This window comes from Croceitalea sp. W27, assembly GCF_055693185.1.
Window position 1 is genome coordinate 3,398,402 of record NZ_CM146327.1, and the last position, 15,495, is coordinate 3,413,896.

Genomic DNA, 15,495 nt, shown 5'->3' on the forward strand with positions numbered 1-15,495 from the left:
AGATATATAGTTACTAGTAACTTGATGTAATGGTTGTAGAGCATTTGAAGAAAATTCACAACTAAACAGTAACATTTTGATAAGAATACAATCTTTGTAAGAAATTAGAGCAATGAAAAAAACTTTTGCCGTCCTTTTAACCCTTGCTGTTTTACAATCTTGCACACAAACGAAAAAAGATTATTTAAAAAAAAATAGATATGACTTAACGTCATCTAAATTCGAATTTCCACAAAAAGATTTTAAAATAATTGGGTTTGGGGCTTATCACGGAAGTGCTGAAACAGAAAATGTAGAATTGAAACTTTTAGAATCTCTAACAAAAGAAGGAACAATAAAATATTATTTACCTGAAGTCGATTATAGTACTGCGCACTTTTTTAATCATTTCTTACAAACAGGAGATACAAATCTTTTAAAGGAGTTAGTTGTTTATAATGGATATCACACACCTCAAGAACGTACTATTGAATTTTATGAGAAATGGAAAAAAATTAAAATTCTAAATGATTCATTACCTCTAGAATCTAAAATTAAAGTACTTGGAATTGAATGGATAAGGAATTACAAATACGTTTCAAAACACATTTTAGAACTTGTTGAAGATGACAATGAAACCTTAACACCAATTAGGGAAATAAAAGAAATGGTTAAGCTAGATACTACAAGTTATAGTTTAGGAGATTTAAGTTTTGCCTTTCATAAACTAAAAAGGCTTATCGTTGATTATGAAGAGAACAAAGAGTTGTACGAATCAAAAATCAATGATGTTAAAGTATTTGAGTATATATTAGAAAATATTAAAATTTCTTTTGAAAAGAACGTAAATAGAGAGGAAGTTATTTATAAAAATTATTTAAGCCTTGGCTCCATCTATGATTTCAAAAATAAACCTCAATTTATGAGAGTTGGCTTTTTTCACCTAGAGAAATCCAGAGAAGGGAAAAAGGGTAACCCTTCATTTTTTGCAAGACTTATTGAGCACGAAATATACCAAAGGGATAAAGTTTTATCAATAATTGGATATCTTACGAATAGTAAAGTAGTTTGGGACGAAACTTATGATGATAAAGGAAATTACAGCGGTTATACTGTTGAAGCAGGTTATGGAATAGGAGATTATGAAAAAGAATATTTTAGAGGTATTCAAAATTTAAAAGACAATAAAATATCAGAAAAAACTCTATTCAGATTAAATAAAAAGAATTCACCATATTTAGTAAATGAACCTGACCTAATTGAGGTTATTATGAAAGATGAAAAATCGAATGGAGAAGCTGTAAAAGGAATGTCTACTTTAGATTTTTTAGATTATGCGATATTAATTTCTGATTCTAAAGAGAGTGTTCCAATTTACGAAATGAAATAAAAACGCTCTACAATGCAGTGTATAATTAATTGGGTAGGAATTTCCTAATCGAAATTCAACACGTATGCTAATTTAGGTGCGTCAGTAACGGGAAAGTTCACTGTAGCCTTACCTTTTTTAGGGAAGGCTACAAAAAAGGTAAGGCTACAAATCGAGAAAGTCTATGAATTTTTGACAACGGACAAAGGAAGAAGTAAATATTGGGCGGAAGAAACGAAAGAAGAAAATGATTTTGTTGAATTTAAAATACTTAACTACCCGAAATACAAATCGAAAATAATTGAGAAGAAACCTCAAGAACTTTTCAGATTAGAATACTTTGGAACTGATGTAACCTTTAAACTATTCAAAACGGATGACAACGGAACTGACCTCTATTTGAAAGCAATGACGCCTAATGACAGTGTGAAAAATGAAATGACTGCAGGTTGGATTTCAGTATTGATGGCAATGAAAGGAGCTGTGGATTTCGGAATTGATTTAAGGAATCACAACCCTGAAAGAGTATGGGAAAACGGGTATTTGGACAACTAAAAATGAATAAAAACCAACAGCTAACAATGGTAATAAGTAATTACTTGTTCTTGACTTCTTCTGAAAATCCGCAAGGATTTTCAGTTTGGTATGTACTTTCTGATTTACGAGACTACTCATAGCGGAACCATTAATCCATCAAATCATCAAGCAATCCCCAGAGTTCATTGTCAAAACTTGAAGGCCCTAAAAGGGTTTCACCGGCATCACCGCCCAAGCGCACAATTACTAATTCCTCACTAGGTACTACATATAATTTTTGGTCGTTTTTGCCCAATCCGGCATATAAATCATTGGGTGCATTTGGTATCAATTTTCCTGAGAATTCTATTTCACTGCCAGGCACCCGATAACTATCTTTTCCGTTTAACCAATAGAGGTAACCGTAGGCTTGGTTCATGTTTTGAGACGTATTTTTCATAGCGGTCAAGAAAGTGGCATCGCCTAAAATGGTTTGTCCGTCCCAAACCCCGTTGTTGAGGTTAAGAATGCCAAAACGCGCCATACTGCGCCCATTGCTGAAATAGACATTGTTATATCCGATAGAAAGCCAAGCTCCTTGCATTCCGATACGAGAACTTATTTTGGCCGAAAAATAATCCTCAAAATCTTGCCCAACGGCATTGGTAATAATATTATCCAATAAGGTGTAGGGGCCGTTATGGTAAAACCAGAATTGCCCTGGTTCGTTTTTGTATAACAAACATTCAGGGTTGGTACAAAAGGTGTCGTCAACATCATAATCAAGACCAGTAGTCATGGTCAAATGGTTAAAAACCGTGATTTGTGCTTCTTGTTCCGTTGATAAACTAGACCATGCTGTACCCAAATAAGCTGCCGAAGAATCATTTAAACTTAAAAAACCTTCCTCTTGGGCAATTCCTGCGGTCATTGCAGTTAAGGTTTTTCCTGCTGAATTCCATGCATGATTGTCATTCTGCTGAAAATCGCCAAAATATCTTTCAATGACAATCCTGCCATTTTTAAGAACCAGAAAAGCATCGGTTTCCCTTTCCGCTAAAAAATCATATAAAGGCTGTTCCCCAGCTGAATTCCAGCCTAAATCTTCAATAGAGATGGTTTCCCATTCATTAGAATTTGCCGGCGGAAAATAAATCTCAAGATTTGTTGGATTTAGGGTGATTACCTGATTTTCATTATCGCTAGAGTCACTTGAGCAAGCGCTTAAAACGAACACTATACTTAGCGTAAATACTAGGTTTTTCATGGCTTTGTTTTTCAATAAGACCTAATTACTACATAAGGGTTTAACGCAAAGGCTAAAGAAATATGCATTAAAATCGACCAATTGCAGGGGCTTGTTGTATTTTTGCCCTCCATTTATATAGGTATGCGCACAAAATCACTTAAAAAGAACAAAATCAATGTAGTAACCTTAGGTTGTAGCAAAAATGTTTACGATTCTGAGGTGCTTATGGGGCAGCTTAGGGCAAATAACAAAGAAGTTGTGCATGAGGAAGAAGGCAACGTGGTGGTCATCAATACCTGCGGATTTATTGCCAATGCCAAAGAAGAGAGCGTAAATACTATTTTGGAATACGTTCAAAAGAAGGAAGCCGGAGATGTGGATAAGGTGTTTGTCACAGGATGTTTAAGTGAGCGCTACAAACCAGATTTGCAAAAAGAAATACCCAATGTAGACGAATATTTTGGCACAAGCGACTTGCCGAATCTATTAAAGGCTTTAGGGGCCGATTATAAACACGAACTTATTGGTGAACGTTTGACCACCACCCCTAAAAACTATGCCTATTTGAAAATTGCCGAAGGTTGCGATCGGCCATGCTCCTTCTGTGCGATACCCTTAATGCGCGGTAAGCACAAGAGTAAACCTATCGAAGAGTTGGTTGCTGAGTCTGAAAAACTGGCCGCTAAAGGGGTTAAAGAATTGATTTTGATAGCCCAAGATTTAACCTACTACGGGTTAGACCTATATAAGAAACGAAATCTGGCCGAGCTGCTGGCAGCACTTGTTAAGGTTGAAGGTATCGAATGGATTCGCTTGCATTATGCCTTCCCAACAGGTTTTCCGATGGATGTATTGGATCTTATGAAAAAGGAGCCCAAAATATGCAACTATATAGATATTCCTCTACAACATATATCGGATGCTATTTTAAAAAGTATGCGCCGTGGTACTACTTATGAAAAGACCACGAAACTACTTCATGATTTTCGGTCAGTGGTACCAGAGATGAGCATAAGAACAACATTGATTGTAGGTTATCCAGGTGAAACGGAAGAAGATTTTAGAATTCTAAGGGATTGGGTAAAAGAAATGCGTTTTGAGCGTTTGGGCTGTTTTACCTATAGCCATGAAGAAAATACCCATGCTTATAACCTAGAGGATGATGTGCCGGAAGAAGTAAAGCAACAACGCGCCAATGAAATTATGGAAATTCAGTCTCAAATCTCTTGGGAGCTGAATCAAGAGAAAATAGGGAAAATCTTTAAATGTATTATTGATAGAAAGGAAGGTAATCACTTTGTCGGACGGACCGAGTTCGATTCGCCTGATGTTGACAATGAAGTATTGATCGATGCTACAAAGTTTTATGTGAAAATCGGTGACTTTACCACTATTAAAATTACCGAAGCATCTGATTTTGACTTGTACGGGGCTCCTGTTTAAAAAAGTAAAGGCAAAACCAAATATTGAGCTTTGCCTTTATTTAGTAAATTTTATTCTTTTTCGGGGGAAATCATTTTATAGACCATGCCAGCTAAAATAGCACCTACTATAGGTGCGGCCCAAAATAACCACAACTGTGGAATAGCCCAGGTACCTTCAGCGAATAATGCCTGACTCGTACTTCGCGCTGGATTTACGGACGTGTTCGTTACAGGAATACTGATAAGGTGGATTAAGGTTAAACCAAGACCTATCGCTAAGCCTGCCATATATTTTGGCGCTTTTGAATGTGTGGCACCTAAAATGATAATCAAGAAAAAGAAGGTTAAGACCGCTTCGGTAACAAAAGCCGATAGCATATCATAACCACCAGGTGAATGTTCTCCGTAACCATTTGCGGCAAAGCCACCAATTTCAAAACCAGATTTACCACTAACAATTAAATACAAAACACCGGCACCGGCAATTGCACCCATGACTTGGGCGATAATGTAGGGTATTAAATCTTTTTTGTCAAAACGACCTCCAACTGCCAAGCCAATAGAAACAGCAGGGTTTAAATGGCAGCCAGAGATATGGCCGATAGCGTAGGCCATTGTGACTACAGTAAGTCCGAAGGCAAGGGCTACGCCTAAAAATCCGATTCCAAGTTCAGGGAATCCTGCGGCTAATACAGCGCTCCCGCATCCGCCAAGCACAAGCCAAAAAGTTCCAATAAATTCTGCGATTAATTTTTTCATAAGGTTCTAATTATTAGTTAGTATGCTAATTAAGAACCAATTATAATTATAAAGTCACATATGCAATCAAATTCGCTACCGTAGGGTGGTCATTTCCGCCAGCCGGCTCTATCGTAATGTTCAGCGATTCGGCTTTATCGATATATTTTAAGCTAATAAGCTCTTTATCAGTTTTTAGCACTCCCATATCAATCATTTCGCCATCCACATCACTCCACATTTGATAGGTTTTATCCTTTGGCAACACTGGTAGTCCTTGAGCATTCACATGAACCATTTTGCTTTCATGATTTATATAGGCGACGGCTCTAGAATTAGGTACGGCTTCATTGCTGTATAAAACAAGGGGAATGGTTTTAGGACTATTTATGGTTTTTAATCTTGTATTGGTTAAAACATAGTTTTCTTCTAAAGTATTTAAACGCTCTTGTAAGGCAGTGGTTTGATTTTGTAGCGATTCAAATTCAGCTCTTGTATTTTGCCATTTGGTATACATCCAAATAGATGATAATAGAAATAAGACTCCGAGGCTTGCCGCTACCAATAATGGGCTGTTCGATATATTTCTTACTTTTTTAGTATCTAACTGTTCTTTGAGCTTGGTTTTTACTTGGAGCGGAGGGGGTATGGCATTTTCAAAAGCCATCTTTTCAAAATCCTCCTCTAATTCGCTAAACTTTTTAAGCAGCTCCTTATCAGTTTTTAATGCATGTTCTATATAATCCCTATCGGAAGTGCTTAGCTCGTCCAATAGATATTTTTCTAGAAGTCCTTCGTCCAATATTTTCTTTCTGTCCATCATGCCAAAATTTCTATACAAAACCAAACTACGACCAATTCGTTCTTATAGCTATCACGTAGTAAATTCAGGGCTTGCCTTATGTAAGATTTAAAAGTGCCTAAGGGAACACCCATTTCTAAATAGGCCTCTCTATGGGTATATCCCCTAAAATAAACTAGCGCTATAGCTTCTTGATGATGTGGCTCCAACCTTTTGATGGCCCCACTTAATTCCGTGTAATCTGGTAATTTTTCTTCTTGGGTTTTATTTTTATATACACCTAAATCTTCTGATTGGATGAGCAAATCTGGTTTTCTTAAGGCATTTAGGGTTGTATTTTTTGCAATTCTATAGGCCCACGTATAAAATCTTCCCTTGGCAGCATCATAACTATCGATTTTCTGCCAAATCTTAATGAACGTCTCTTGTAGTAAATCTTTAGCAATAGCCTCGTTTCTGCACATCCGCAGAATTACACCGTACAGGGCACCAGCATATTTATCATATATGGTGTATAGTGCAAGCCTATCCTTATTGGATAATTGCCGAATTAGTTGCTCATCTTCTGGGTAGTTCGCCATATACTTTGTTAAAGATATGATAAAATCATAATGCGTTCATCCAAATGCTAAAATGCCGTGTAAATAGAATAGAAGCGCTCAAATAATTTTAATTAATAATTAAATCTTAAAAACAGAAACATGAAAAAATTAGTATTTATTCTAACAATTGCAACTTTCGCTTTTTATACACAAACAACCGAAGCGCAAAAATCTAAAGATATTGTTGATATCGCCGCTTCAATGGATGATTTTTCAACTTTGGTGGCAGCGGTAAAGGCGGCAGATTTGGTCGATGCATTAAAAGGTGAGGGACCATTAACGGTTTTTGCACCAAATAATGCCGCATTTGATAAGTTACCTAAAGGAACTGTGGCTACCTTATTGAAGCCCGAAAATAAAGGTGCTTTAACCTCAATTCTTACCTATCACGTACTAGCAGGAAAATATACTGCAGCGGATATTGTAAAGTCTATTAAAGCCAATGGCGGCGGATTTATGGCCAAAACATTACAAGGAGAAGCGATTTATGGAGAATTATCTGGTGGTAATGTAATTTTAACGGATTCTAAAGGAAACAAATCTAAAGTTATTATTGCAGATGTCATGGCCTCTAACGGGGTAATACATGCCATTGAAAATGTGGTGATGCCTAAAAAATAATTTGATTAAAAGAAAAGCACCGCATCGCGGTGCTTTTTAAATGTTTACAAACTCAAAACCTGCCGATGGTATTTTGGTTAAATCAAATTCTCTCTCATTTAGTAAGATGCCATGCTCAAGGTACGCTTTAAGGTTTGCCAACCAAAACGTCCAACCATTACTGCAACCAAAGTGGATATTCAATTTGCTTTTCTCATCCGTAGGTATATCATACTGTCGTAAAGTGAGTAATACTGCATTATCTTTTTGCGCTAACCTAACGGACACTTTACAGCTTTCAGCAAAAGAAAATTCTATGAAATTTAAATTGTTTGTCTGCAAGATGCTTCCTTTCTCTTGTCCATCCCAATTATGCCATTCCCAAACATAATTGTCATTTACTTGAACGTACTCCGATACATTTCTTACGTGATTTTCTGGTGATGTATAAATGGCCTTGCTTAAAAACCAAGATTCGATTCCTTCCGCAGTACCCCAGCACCAAAACAGTTTCTCGATAGTGGTCTTTATGTATATTTTTTTCGTGAATTGATCAAAACTTAGCGTACTCATCTTTTACGTTTTAGTTCTATATTATATAATTCTCTTCCCAATTGAGCCAAGAATGGTATGCCAATTTCATCATACTCATAGACATTATCATTAAAAACACCGTCTTTATTAACCAAAATGGTTGCAGATAACATAAAGTCTACTTTGTTTTTGGTGTCTTTAATATAGGCGCAATCGGTTAAGGTGCCATAGGCATATCCTACTTTATTATAGATTTTAATATGGTCGGGTATAGGTTCTTTAGAATCACCGTACATAAAGAATTTTACATAACTATCGTAGTACTCGGTTTTATCATACCCCGCTACTTTAGGTAAATCGCTCATTGCTTTTAGTAAAAATGTATGCTGATTCTCGCTAATATTAAATCGTTCTTTTTCTGGAAAATGATTTGGAAAGATAATTTTCTTCAACAGCTTGTGCTGTGCAGGGATAGCATAAAAGTTTTTTAAGCTGAAATCGAACGGTTCATTATAGAGTGAATCTTCGTCATAGAAACCTGTTCCTTTTAACACTTTCTGCATGGGCAGATTTACCGGGTATGAACTAACAATGCTTTTAGAGCTTACGGTAGTGCTGTCATTGACATAAATTACCAAAGGCTTTGTAGTAACATCATCGGCATTTTTTGTAGAAAGCCTATGCGAAATCCGTATTGGATTTACCCCTCTTTTACGTGCTTGTTGGTTAAGAGCATCAAAACCTAGGAATTCTATCAATCTATTATTAGCTTCATTATCACTTACCGCAAAAATTTCTAGTATTGCTTTAGCAAAGGTAGTTTCAACAGAATCACCTTCAATATAGAATTTGGTGTTTCTGTTGATAGAATCTATTTCATTCAACTTTTCTAAAGTTGCAACAGCTGCAGGAAATTTAACGGTACTTGCAGGGTAGAAATAATGGTTTGGGTTTACCTGAAAGTCAAAATCTGTAAATAAAACACTATCGTTTCTTCTATCTATTTGAGTATACCTAATCTGAACTTCGTACTGGTCTAAACTATCTATTACTCGTTTTATACGAATGTCTTTGGAAGCTAAGGCTTTTTCTAACGGATTTACTACTGCTTTTTCAGAACAGCAAACTGCTAAAAAGACTGTAAGACAAATGTATAGGTATAAAAGATGGTTTTTTTTAAGCATGCTCTCAATCATTAAAAATTTCTCCACGGTGAGGTTTAAGCATATCCCTAACCGAAATCATTTCGAATTCAGCCGCGACCAAATAAGCAATGCTGTGCATTTCGTTGATATGCGACACCCCTGTGATATTAAATTTTAATTCTTCAATTACAATATATTCTTTTAAGTGTTTTTCATGATGCTCGGCCGTTTTGGCCGCAGCAGGTCCTTTAAAGTCCCAAATTAATTTAATTTTTTTGTCAAGTACTGGTTTCATTGGTTTTTATGAGTTGGTTACTGAAATTCCTTTTTCTGCAAAATTTTTAAAATCTTGTGCATATTTCATAGACTGCTTTTTAAATGCACCTGGCATTAAAAACCCGATTAGTTTCATTCCAAATCCAGAAAATAGAAATTCACTTTCAGAAATCCATCTCGTTTTTCCGTTTTCTTCTTTAAAATAATTTCGCTGAATGTTATGCACTCCCTTAGTGTCGTAGGTGGCATGGAATTCTTCTGGCATATTTCTTTTTAGTATAGTTTCCACCATTTCCATTTCTCCTTTACCACGTTTAAACTTCATGTTCATCGTTGACCCTTCTTGGCCTGGTTCACCCGAAATCATATTGTAACCAAGCAAACCACGCATCCAATGCTGCATATTATCTGGGTTATCCAATATCTTAATAAACTCTTCTCGTTGCAGGTCAATGGTTATTTCGGTTGTATATTTCATATCGGTCAGGTTTAATTGAACTAATGTACTAAAATATTGATTTTGAGAAGCTACTAAAAATCTGTTAATGGTTTTGGCCATCGCTTGCACGACTTTAAGTTATTGTTATTTTTGCTGAATGTATTTTTTAAACCGTAAAGTTGTTTTGGTTTACTGTCTTGCCTTAGTTCTAAGCATGGCTTCATGCAATTCTTTATTTAAAGAAGAGCCAGAGAAAGAACCTATAGCTAGAGTCGGAGATTCTTATTTATATAAGGATGATGTTGCAAATTTAATTCCTCAGGGTTTAAAAGGTCGCGATAGCGCTGCCTTTGTCGTAAATTACATCAACAATTGGGCATCTAAGGAGCTTCTACTTGATAAATCAAAAATAAACATTCCTGAAGAGCAGCTTCAAGAGTTTAATAGGTTGGTGGATAACTATAGAACAGACCTCTACACCAGGGCATATTTAGAGGCCTTGGTACAACAGTCTTCAGATACATCTGTTACCAAGCAAGAGTTGCAAGGATTTTATAATAATGAAAAGGAGAATTTTAGGCTCAGTGAAAAATTGGTGCAATTGCGATTTGTTGCATTACCACTTCAATTTTTAGATAAGGATATTGTTGAAACCAAACTCAAAAGTTTTAAAGCAGCCGATAAGAATTATCTAGATTCGATTGCCGTACAATTTAAAAAGCTTCATTTTAATGATTCTATTTGGGTAAGCGCATCACGTTTGATCGAAGAAATTCCGCCGTTGACATCACAGAACGAGGAGAAGTACTTAAAAAATTCACAATTTTTTGAATTGCAGGATTCAATCGGGGTATATTTGGGAAGGGTGAGCAATGTACTGGATATAAACGACACCGCACCTTTGTCTTACGTTACTCCAGATATAAAACAGATTATTATCAATCGCAGAAGACTTTCACAAATAAAAAAAATAGAGACAGAAATTATTGATGAGGCCATCAAGAAAAATGAGTTTGAGATTTATGGAAAAGATTAGAAAAAATATAGGACTATTATTTGTAGTGATTTTTACTTCAGCTTTTGGTCAAGAAGCAACGGATGAAACTACTGAAACTTTAGTGAGCGAAGTATCGGTAAAAGATAGTGTGGTTGCAAAAAGAATGAAATTAGATGGTATTGCTGCCGTAATCGGTGACTATGTAATCTTAGATTCTGATATCGAAAAAACACTTGTCGACTTAAGAAATCAAGGAGCTTCTACTGAAGATGTGACCCATTGTCAGTTATTGGGTAAGCTAATGGAAGATCGTTTGTACGCGCATCAGGCGGTTCAAGATAGTCTTCTAGTTTCTGATGATCAGGTCAATGCAACCAGCGATAGACAGATTCAACAATTGGTGCAGCAAGTCGGTTCTATGGAGAAAGTGTTGAAATTCTATAAGAAACCCGATATAGAGAGTTTTAGAACAGAACTTTTTGAAATAAACAAGCTTCGTATTCTTTCAGAGAAAATGCAGACCGAAATCACTAAGGATGTAGAGGTGACTCCAGAAGAAGTAAGGCAGTTTTTTTATAGAATACCCGAAGAGGAACGTCCTATTTTTGGAGCGGAGTTAGAGATTGCCCAAATAGTTAAACAACCAAAAGCTCCTGAAGCCGAAGTTCAAAAAATAATAGATAGGTTAAAACGTATTAAGCAAGATGTAGAGGAGAATGGTTCTAGTTTTAGAATTAAGGCGGTATTAAATACCAGGGATGAGCCGTCTAGGGCTAATGGAGGGTTTTATACAGTTACCAGACAGACGCCATTTGTTAAAGAATTTAAAGACGTTGCCTTTAGTTTAAGAGAAGGTGAAATTTCAGAACCTTTTGAAACCCAGTATGGATACCATATTATAATGGTAGAAAAAATTAGGGGTAGAGAGGTAGATTTAAGGCATATCTTAATGATTCCTGAAATTCCAGATAGCGCAATGAAAGAGGCTGCGAAAGAACTTGATAGTATTCGTAATCAGCTTTTAGACGGAAAGTATACATTCGCGGAAGCAGCGCAAAATTTTTCGGATGAAAAAGAAACTAGAAATGATGGGGGGGTACTGAGAAACCCTATTGATTTTGGATCTCGATTTGAACTCACAAAAATGGACCCGACACTTTACAATCAAATACGTGATTTAAAGGATAATGAAATTTCAAGGCCACTTAGAGAAGACGACCCAAGAGGAGGAGCACCTAAGTTTAAAATCATGAAAATTACAAATAGGTATGATGAGCATAAGGCAGATTTTGCCCAAGACTATTTAAAGATTCAAGAACTCGCACTTCGAGAAAAGCAATATAAAGCGATTAAAGAATGGATGGATGAGCATATTGAAGACACCTACATTCATGTAGACGCTGAAAATAGGGATTGCGATTTTGCCAACAACTGGGTAAAAGAATAAATTAATGTCAGATGTAACTGCCATCCAAAACTTGGTTGAAAAACACCAGGCCTTAAAAAATGAAATTTCAAAAGTAATTGTTGGTCAAGACGAAGTTATTGACCAGATTTTATTGGCTATTTACACGGGAGGCCATGCCTTGTTGATTGGCGTACCTGGCTTAGCAAAAACTTTGATGGTGAACACCATTGCACAGACCTTGGGGCTAGATTTTAAACGCATTCAGTTTACTCCAGATTTGATGCCAAGCGATATTTTAGGGAGCGAGGTTTTAGATCAAGACCGAAATTTTAAATTTATCAAAGGCCCAGTTTTCGCCAATATTATTTTAGCTGATGAAATTAACCGTACACCTCCAAAAACACAAGCAGCTCTTTTAGAGGCTATGCAAGAAAGAGCTGTTACCATTGCTGGGCAGCAGCATAAACTGGACCTTCCTTATTTTGTTTTGGCAACGCAGAATCCTATCGAACAAGAAGGCACCTATCCTTTACCAGAGGCCCAGCTAGACCGTTTTATGTTCGCTATCAAACTTGAATACCCATCGATTGAAGAAGAAATACAGATTGTAAAATCTACCACTTCCGATAGTTCAGTGGTACTTAATACATTATTTAGTGCAGATGCAATTAATGAAGTACAGCGTTTGGTAAGACGTATTCCTGTGCCCGATAATGTGGTGGACTATACCGTTCGTTTGGTAAACAGTACTCGCCCAAATATGGAGAATGCATCAGAGTATGTTAAAAATTATATTGACTGGGGTGCAGGCCCTAGAGCTTCTCAAAATTTGGTGTTGGCAGCAAAAGCGCATGCTGCGATCAATGGAAAGTTTTCGCCAGACATCGAAGATGTAAAAGCGGTAGCCATTGGAATATTAAGGCATCGTATTCTAAAAAACTATAAAGCAGAGGCTGAAGGGGTCTCAGAAGAAATTATTATCGAAACACTTTTATAGCTGAGGTTAAAATAAAAGTGAGCTTCAAATTTTTACTATTCCTTAATTTTTCTTGAATACGGAATTAAAAGTTTTATACCCCCATTTCTATTTCGTAATTTTAACAACTATAATCTTCAAAACTACATAGCAGAATGGCGTTTGACATCGACATGATAAAGAAAGTTTATGCTACCATGGGAGAAAGGGTAGACATAGCAAGAAAATTGGTTGGAAAACCGCTAACCTTAGCAGAAAAAATACTGTATTCCCACCTTTGGGACGGAAATCCGGATAAAGTTTTTACTAGAGGAAAAGATTATGTTGATTTCGCTCCTGATCGTATTGCCTGTCAAGATGCAACGGCCCAAATGGCGCTTTTGCAATTTATGCAAGCTGGTAAACCAAAGGTAGCGGTGCCGACGACTGTGCATTGTGATCACTTGATTCAAGCTAAAAGTGGCGCTGCAGCTGATTTAAAGTCTGCAAACAGTACGAGTGCCGAGGTATTTGACTTCTTAGAGTCGGTATCAAATAAATATGGAATAGGTTTCTGGAAACCAGGTGCGGGAATTATACATCAAGTGGTGTTGGAAAACTACGCGTTCCCTGGAGGAATGATGATAGGAACGGATTCACATACGGTAAATGCAGGTGGATTAGGAATGGTCGCCATCGGTGTTGGTGGTGCCGATGCTGTTGATGTAATGGCAGGAATGGCATGGGAACTTAAATTTCCCAAACTTATCGGTGTAAAGTTAACGGGTACCATCTCAGGATGGACCGCACCAAAAGATGTTATTCTTAAAGTGGCGGAAATTCTTACCGTCAAAGGTGGTACCGGAGCTATTGTAGAATATTTTGGCCCTGGAGCCAAGGCTTTATCCTGCACAGGTAAAGGAACAATTTGTAATATGGGCGCAGAGATAGGGGCTACAACTTCTACTTTTGGGTATGATGAATCTATGGAACGTTATCTAAGAGCGACCGATAGAGCAGATATTGCAGATGCAGCTAACGAAGTAAAAGAGCACTTGACCGCAGATGATGAGGTATACGCAAACCCAGAACAATATTTTGATCAAGTAATAGAAATTAATCTGTCTGAGTTAGGCCCATTGTTAAACGGACCTTTTACGCCAGACCTTTCTACCGAGGTAGGAACTTCTATGACCGAAAAAGCGACTAAGAACGATTGGCCGATTCAAGTGGAGTGGGGACTAATAGGTTCTTGTACGAACTCTTCTTATGAAGATTTGTCAAGAGCTTCATCCATAGCGCAGCAGGCTATAGACAAAGGGTTGAAAATGAAAGCAGAACTGGGTATTAATCCAGGTTCTGAACAAGTGCGTTTTACAGCGGAAAGAGATGGAATTTTGGGCATTTTTGAAAAGCTCGATGCCAAGATATTTACAAATGCCTGCGGACCTTGTATAGGCCAATGGGCAAGATATAGCGACCCAAAGAATGCACCTAAAAATAGCATTGTACACTCGTTTAATAGAAACTTTGCAAAACGTGCCGACGGTAACCCGAATACACACGCTTTCGTAGCCTCTCCTGAACTTACAGCTGCAATTGCAGTAGCAGGTAGATTGGACTTCAATCCGCTAGTCGATACGTTGATCAATGAGAATGGAGAAGAAGTAAAGTTTGATGAACCAACAGGTTGGGAATTGCCACCAAAAGGTTTTGAGGTAGAAGATGCTGGTTTCGTTCCGCCAATGGAAGATGGTAGTGGGGTACAAGTAGTGGTTTCTCCAAGTTCGGAAAGATTGCAGTTGCTTGAACCGTTTACTCCAATGCAGCCAGAAAGTTTACAAGGTGTTAAACTGCTTATTAAGGCATTTGGTAAATGTACTACGGATCATATTTCAATGGCCGGGCCATGGTTACGTTTTAGAGGGCACTTAGATAATATCGCAAATAATACCCTTATTGGAGCGGTCAATGCCTTTAATAAGAAAACAAATTTTGTTAAAAATCAATTGACCGGTGAATATGGTGCCGTTCCAGATACGCAAAGAGCTTACAAAGCAAAGGGTATCAAGTCTATCGTGGTTGGTGACCATAATTATGGCGAAGGTTCTTCACGAGAGCATGCGGCAATGCAACCAAGACATCTTGGCGTGGGTGCCGTATTGGTAAAATCGTTTGCAAGAATCCACGAGACCAACCTGAAAAAGCAAGGCATGCTTGGTTTAACATTTGCCAATGAAAATGATTACGACCTTATACAAGAAGATGATACTTTCAATTTTATAGATATTGCGGAATTTGCACCGGACAAGCCATTGACTCTAGAAGTCGTGCATAGTGATGGCAGTAAAGACACAATTATGGCAAACCATACCTATAATGATGCACAAATAAACTGGTTCAAAGAAGGTTCTGCTCTTAATGTAATTAAGAAAGAGAACGCACAGTAACTAATATTTATG

The 15,495-nt window shown here is 37.1% G+C and carries 16 protein-coding genes; 8 read left to right on the forward strand and 8 right to left on the reverse strand.

Annotated elements, in window-relative coordinates; all coding sequences use genetic code 11:
• Positions 1-112: 112 nt before the first annotated feature.
• Together ACZ1GR_RS15360 and ACZ1GR_RS15365 are read left to right on the forward strand one after the other, a co-directional pair.
• Positions 113-1,369 carry a TraB/GumN family protein gene (locus ACZ1GR_RS15360; RefSeq protein WP_472609760.1) on the forward strand — a complete coding sequence of 419 codons (1,257 nt, stop codon included), beginning with the start codon at positions 113-115 and terminating at the stop codon, positions 1,367-1,369.
• Between the two features lie 171 nt (positions 1,370-1,540).
• Complete coding sequence (locus ACZ1GR_RS15365; RefSeq protein WP_472609761.1) at positions 1,541-1,903, forward strand: hypothetical protein; 363 nt, start codon at positions 1,541-1,543, stop codon at positions 1,901-1,903.
• A gap of 130 nt (positions 1,904-2,033) precedes the next feature.
• On the opposite strand, the gene ACZ1GR_RS15370 is transcribed toward ACZ1GR_RS15365, so the two are convergent.
• On the reverse strand, positions 2,034-3,131 hold the full coding sequence (locus ACZ1GR_RS15370) for a serine hydrolase domain-containing protein (protein ID WP_472609762.1): 1,098 nt from the start codon (positions 3,129-3,131) through the stop codon (positions 2,034-2,036).
• 123 nt (positions 3,132-3,254) lie between these two features.
• Between ACZ1GR_RS15370 and rimO the strand changes: the two genes are divergently transcribed.
• Positions 3,255-4,556: a 30S ribosomal protein S12 methylthiotransferase RimO gene (rimO, locus tag ACZ1GR_RS15375; protein ID WP_472609763.1), complete on the forward strand. Its 1,302-nt coding sequence runs from the start codon at positions 3,255-3,257 to the stop codon at positions 4,554-4,556.
• Between the two features lie 50 nt (positions 4,557-4,606).
• Here the strand turns inward: rimO and aqpZ are convergent, their stop codons facing one another.
• The 3 genes from aqpZ to ACZ1GR_RS15390 are packed head-to-tail and all read right to left on the reverse strand — an operon-like array spanning position 4,607 to position 6,658.
• Positions 4,607-5,296 carry an aquaporin Z gene (gene aqpZ, locus ACZ1GR_RS15380; protein WP_472609764.1) on the reverse strand — a complete coding sequence of 230 codons (690 nt, stop codon included), beginning with the start codon at positions 5,294-5,296 and terminating at the stop codon, positions 4,607-4,609.
• Between the two features lie 46 nt (positions 5,297-5,342).
• Positions 5,343-6,098, reverse strand: a complete 756-nt coding sequence (locus ACZ1GR_RS15385) for an anti-sigma factor (RefSeq protein ID WP_472609765.1) — start codon at positions 6,096-6,098, stop codon at positions 5,343-5,345.
• The gene (locus ACZ1GR_RS15390; RefSeq protein WP_472609766.1) at positions 6,095-6,658 is read right to left on the reverse strand and encodes an RNA polymerase sigma factor; all 564 of its coding nucleotides are present in this window, start codon (positions 6,656-6,658) and stop codon (positions 6,095-6,097) included. Before ACZ1GR_RS15390 ends, ACZ1GR_RS15385 begins: the two co-directional genes overlap by 4 nt.
• 120 nt (positions 6,659-6,778) lie before the next feature.
• Here ACZ1GR_RS15390 and ACZ1GR_RS15395 point away from each other — a divergent pair, with 120 nt between their 5' ends.
• Positions 6,779-7,300, forward strand: a complete 522-nt coding sequence (locus ACZ1GR_RS15395) for a fasciclin domain-containing protein (RefSeq protein WP_472609767.1) — start codon at positions 6,779-6,781, stop codon at positions 7,298-7,300.
• A gap of 36 nt (positions 7,301-7,336) precedes the next feature.
• On the opposite strand, the gene ACZ1GR_RS15400 is transcribed toward ACZ1GR_RS15395, so the two are convergent.
• From ACZ1GR_RS15400 to ACZ1GR_RS15415, 4 genes are read right to left on the reverse strand one after another with little or no spacing between them, the layout of a single operon-like run.
• Positions 7,337-7,852, reverse strand: a complete 516-nt coding sequence (locus ACZ1GR_RS15400; protein WP_472609768.1) for an SRPBCC family protein — start codon at positions 7,850-7,852, stop codon at positions 7,337-7,339.
• Positions 7,849-8,997, reverse strand: a complete 1,149-nt coding sequence (locus tag ACZ1GR_RS15405; protein ID WP_472609769.1) for a serine hydrolase — start codon at positions 8,995-8,997, stop codon at positions 7,849-7,851. The genes ACZ1GR_RS15400 and ACZ1GR_RS15405 overlap by 4 nt, the downstream gene beginning before the upstream one ends.
• A gap of 4 nt (positions 8,998-9,001) precedes the next feature.
• Complete coding sequence (locus ACZ1GR_RS15410; protein ID WP_472609770.1) at positions 9,002-9,253, reverse strand: hypothetical protein; 252 nt, start codon at positions 9,251-9,253, stop codon at positions 9,002-9,004.
• Positions 9,254-9,259: 6 nt separating this feature from the next.
• On the reverse strand, positions 9,260-9,712 hold the full coding sequence (locus ACZ1GR_RS15415) for an SRPBCC family protein (protein WP_472609771.1): 453 nt from the start codon (positions 9,710-9,712) through the stop codon (positions 9,260-9,262).
• A 175-nt stretch (positions 9,713-9,887) separates the two neighbouring features.
• Between ACZ1GR_RS15415 and ACZ1GR_RS15420 the strand changes: the two genes are divergently transcribed.
• The 4 genes from ACZ1GR_RS15420 (at position 9,888) to ACZ1GR_RS15435 (ending at position 15,483) form a co-directional block, all read left to right on the forward strand.
• Entirely contained in the window at positions 9,888-10,709 is an 822-nt protein-coding gene (locus tag ACZ1GR_RS15420; RefSeq protein WP_472609772.1) for a peptidyl-prolyl cis-trans isomerase, read from the forward strand.
• Positions 10,696-12,117 carry a peptidylprolyl isomerase gene (locus ACZ1GR_RS15425; RefSeq protein ID WP_472609773.1) on the forward strand — a complete coding sequence of 474 codons (1,422 nt, stop codon included), beginning with the start codon at positions 10,696-10,698 and terminating at the stop codon, positions 12,115-12,117. The genes ACZ1GR_RS15420 and ACZ1GR_RS15425 overlap by 14 nt, the downstream gene beginning before the upstream one ends.
• A 4-nt stretch (positions 12,118-12,121) precedes the next feature.
• On the forward strand, positions 12,122-13,075 hold the full coding sequence (locus ACZ1GR_RS15430) for an AAA family ATPase (protein WP_472609774.1): 954 nt from the start codon (positions 12,122-12,124) through the stop codon (positions 13,073-13,075).
• 134 nt (positions 13,076-13,209) lie between these two features.
• The gene (locus ACZ1GR_RS15435) at positions 13,210-15,483 is read left to right on the forward strand and encodes an aconitate hydratase (protein ID WP_472609775.1); all 2,274 of its coding nucleotides are present in this window, start codon (positions 13,210-13,212) and stop codon (positions 15,481-15,483) included.
• Positions 15,484-15,495: the final 12 nt, after the last annotated feature.

Excerpts from the sequence above, each read along its gene's own strand:
- aqpZ (WP_472609764.1), bottom strand. The coding sequence starts at position 5,296 with ATGAAAAAATTAATCGCAGAATTTATTGGAACTTTTTGGCTTGTGCTT.
- ACZ1GR_RS15360 (WP_472609760.1), top strand. The coding sequence starts at position 113 with ATGAAAAAAACTTTTGCCGTCCTTTTAACCCTTGCTGTTTTACAATCT.
- ACZ1GR_RS15430 (WP_472609774.1), top strand. The coding sequence starts at position 12,122 with ATGTCAGATGTAACTGCCATCCAAAACTTGGTTGAAAAACACCAGGCC.
- ACZ1GR_RS15395 (WP_472609767.1), top strand. The coding sequence starts at position 6,779 with ATGAAAAAATTAGTATTTATTCTAACAATTGCAACTTTCGCTTTTTAT.
- ACZ1GR_RS15420 (WP_472609772.1), top strand. The coding sequence starts at position 9,888 with ATGGCTTCATGCAATTCTTTATTTAAAGAAGAGCCAGAGAAAGAACCT.
- ACZ1GR_RS15425 (WP_472609773.1), top strand. The coding sequence starts at position 10,696 with ATGGAAAAGATTAGAAAAAATATAGGACTATTATTTGTAGTGATTTTT.
- ACZ1GR_RS15390 (WP_472609766.1), bottom strand. The coding sequence starts at position 6,658 with ATGGCGAACTACCCAGAAGATGAGCAACTAATTCGGCAATTATCCAAT.
- rimO (WP_472609763.1), top strand. The coding sequence starts at position 3,255 with ATGCGCACAAAATCACTTAAAAAGAACAAAATCAATGTAGTAACCTTA.
- ACZ1GR_RS15370 (WP_472609762.1), bottom strand. The coding sequence starts at position 3,131 with ATGAAAAACCTAGTATTTACGCTAAGTATAGTGTTCGTTTTAAGCGCT.
- ACZ1GR_RS15400 (WP_472609768.1), bottom strand. The coding sequence starts at position 7,852 with ATGAGTACGCTAAGTTTTGATCAATTCACGAAAAAAATATACATAAAG.
- ACZ1GR_RS15410 (WP_472609770.1), bottom strand. The coding sequence starts at position 9,253 with ATGAAACCAGTACTTGACAAAAAAATTAAATTAATTTGGGACTTTAAA.
- ACZ1GR_RS15385 (WP_472609765.1), bottom strand. The coding sequence starts at position 6,098 with ATGATGGACAGAAAGAAAATATTGGACGAAGGACTTCTAGAAAAATAT.
- ACZ1GR_RS15435 (WP_472609775.1), top strand. The coding sequence starts at position 13,210 with ATGGCGTTTGACATCGACATGATAAAGAAAGTTTATGCTACCATGGGA.
- ACZ1GR_RS15405 (WP_472609769.1), bottom strand. The coding sequence starts at position 8,997 with ATGCTTAAAAAAAACCATCTTTTATACCTATACATTTGTCTTACAGTC.
- ACZ1GR_RS15415 (WP_472609771.1), bottom strand. The coding sequence starts at position 9,712 with ATGAAATATACAACCGAAATAACCATTGACCTGCAACGAGAAGAGTTT.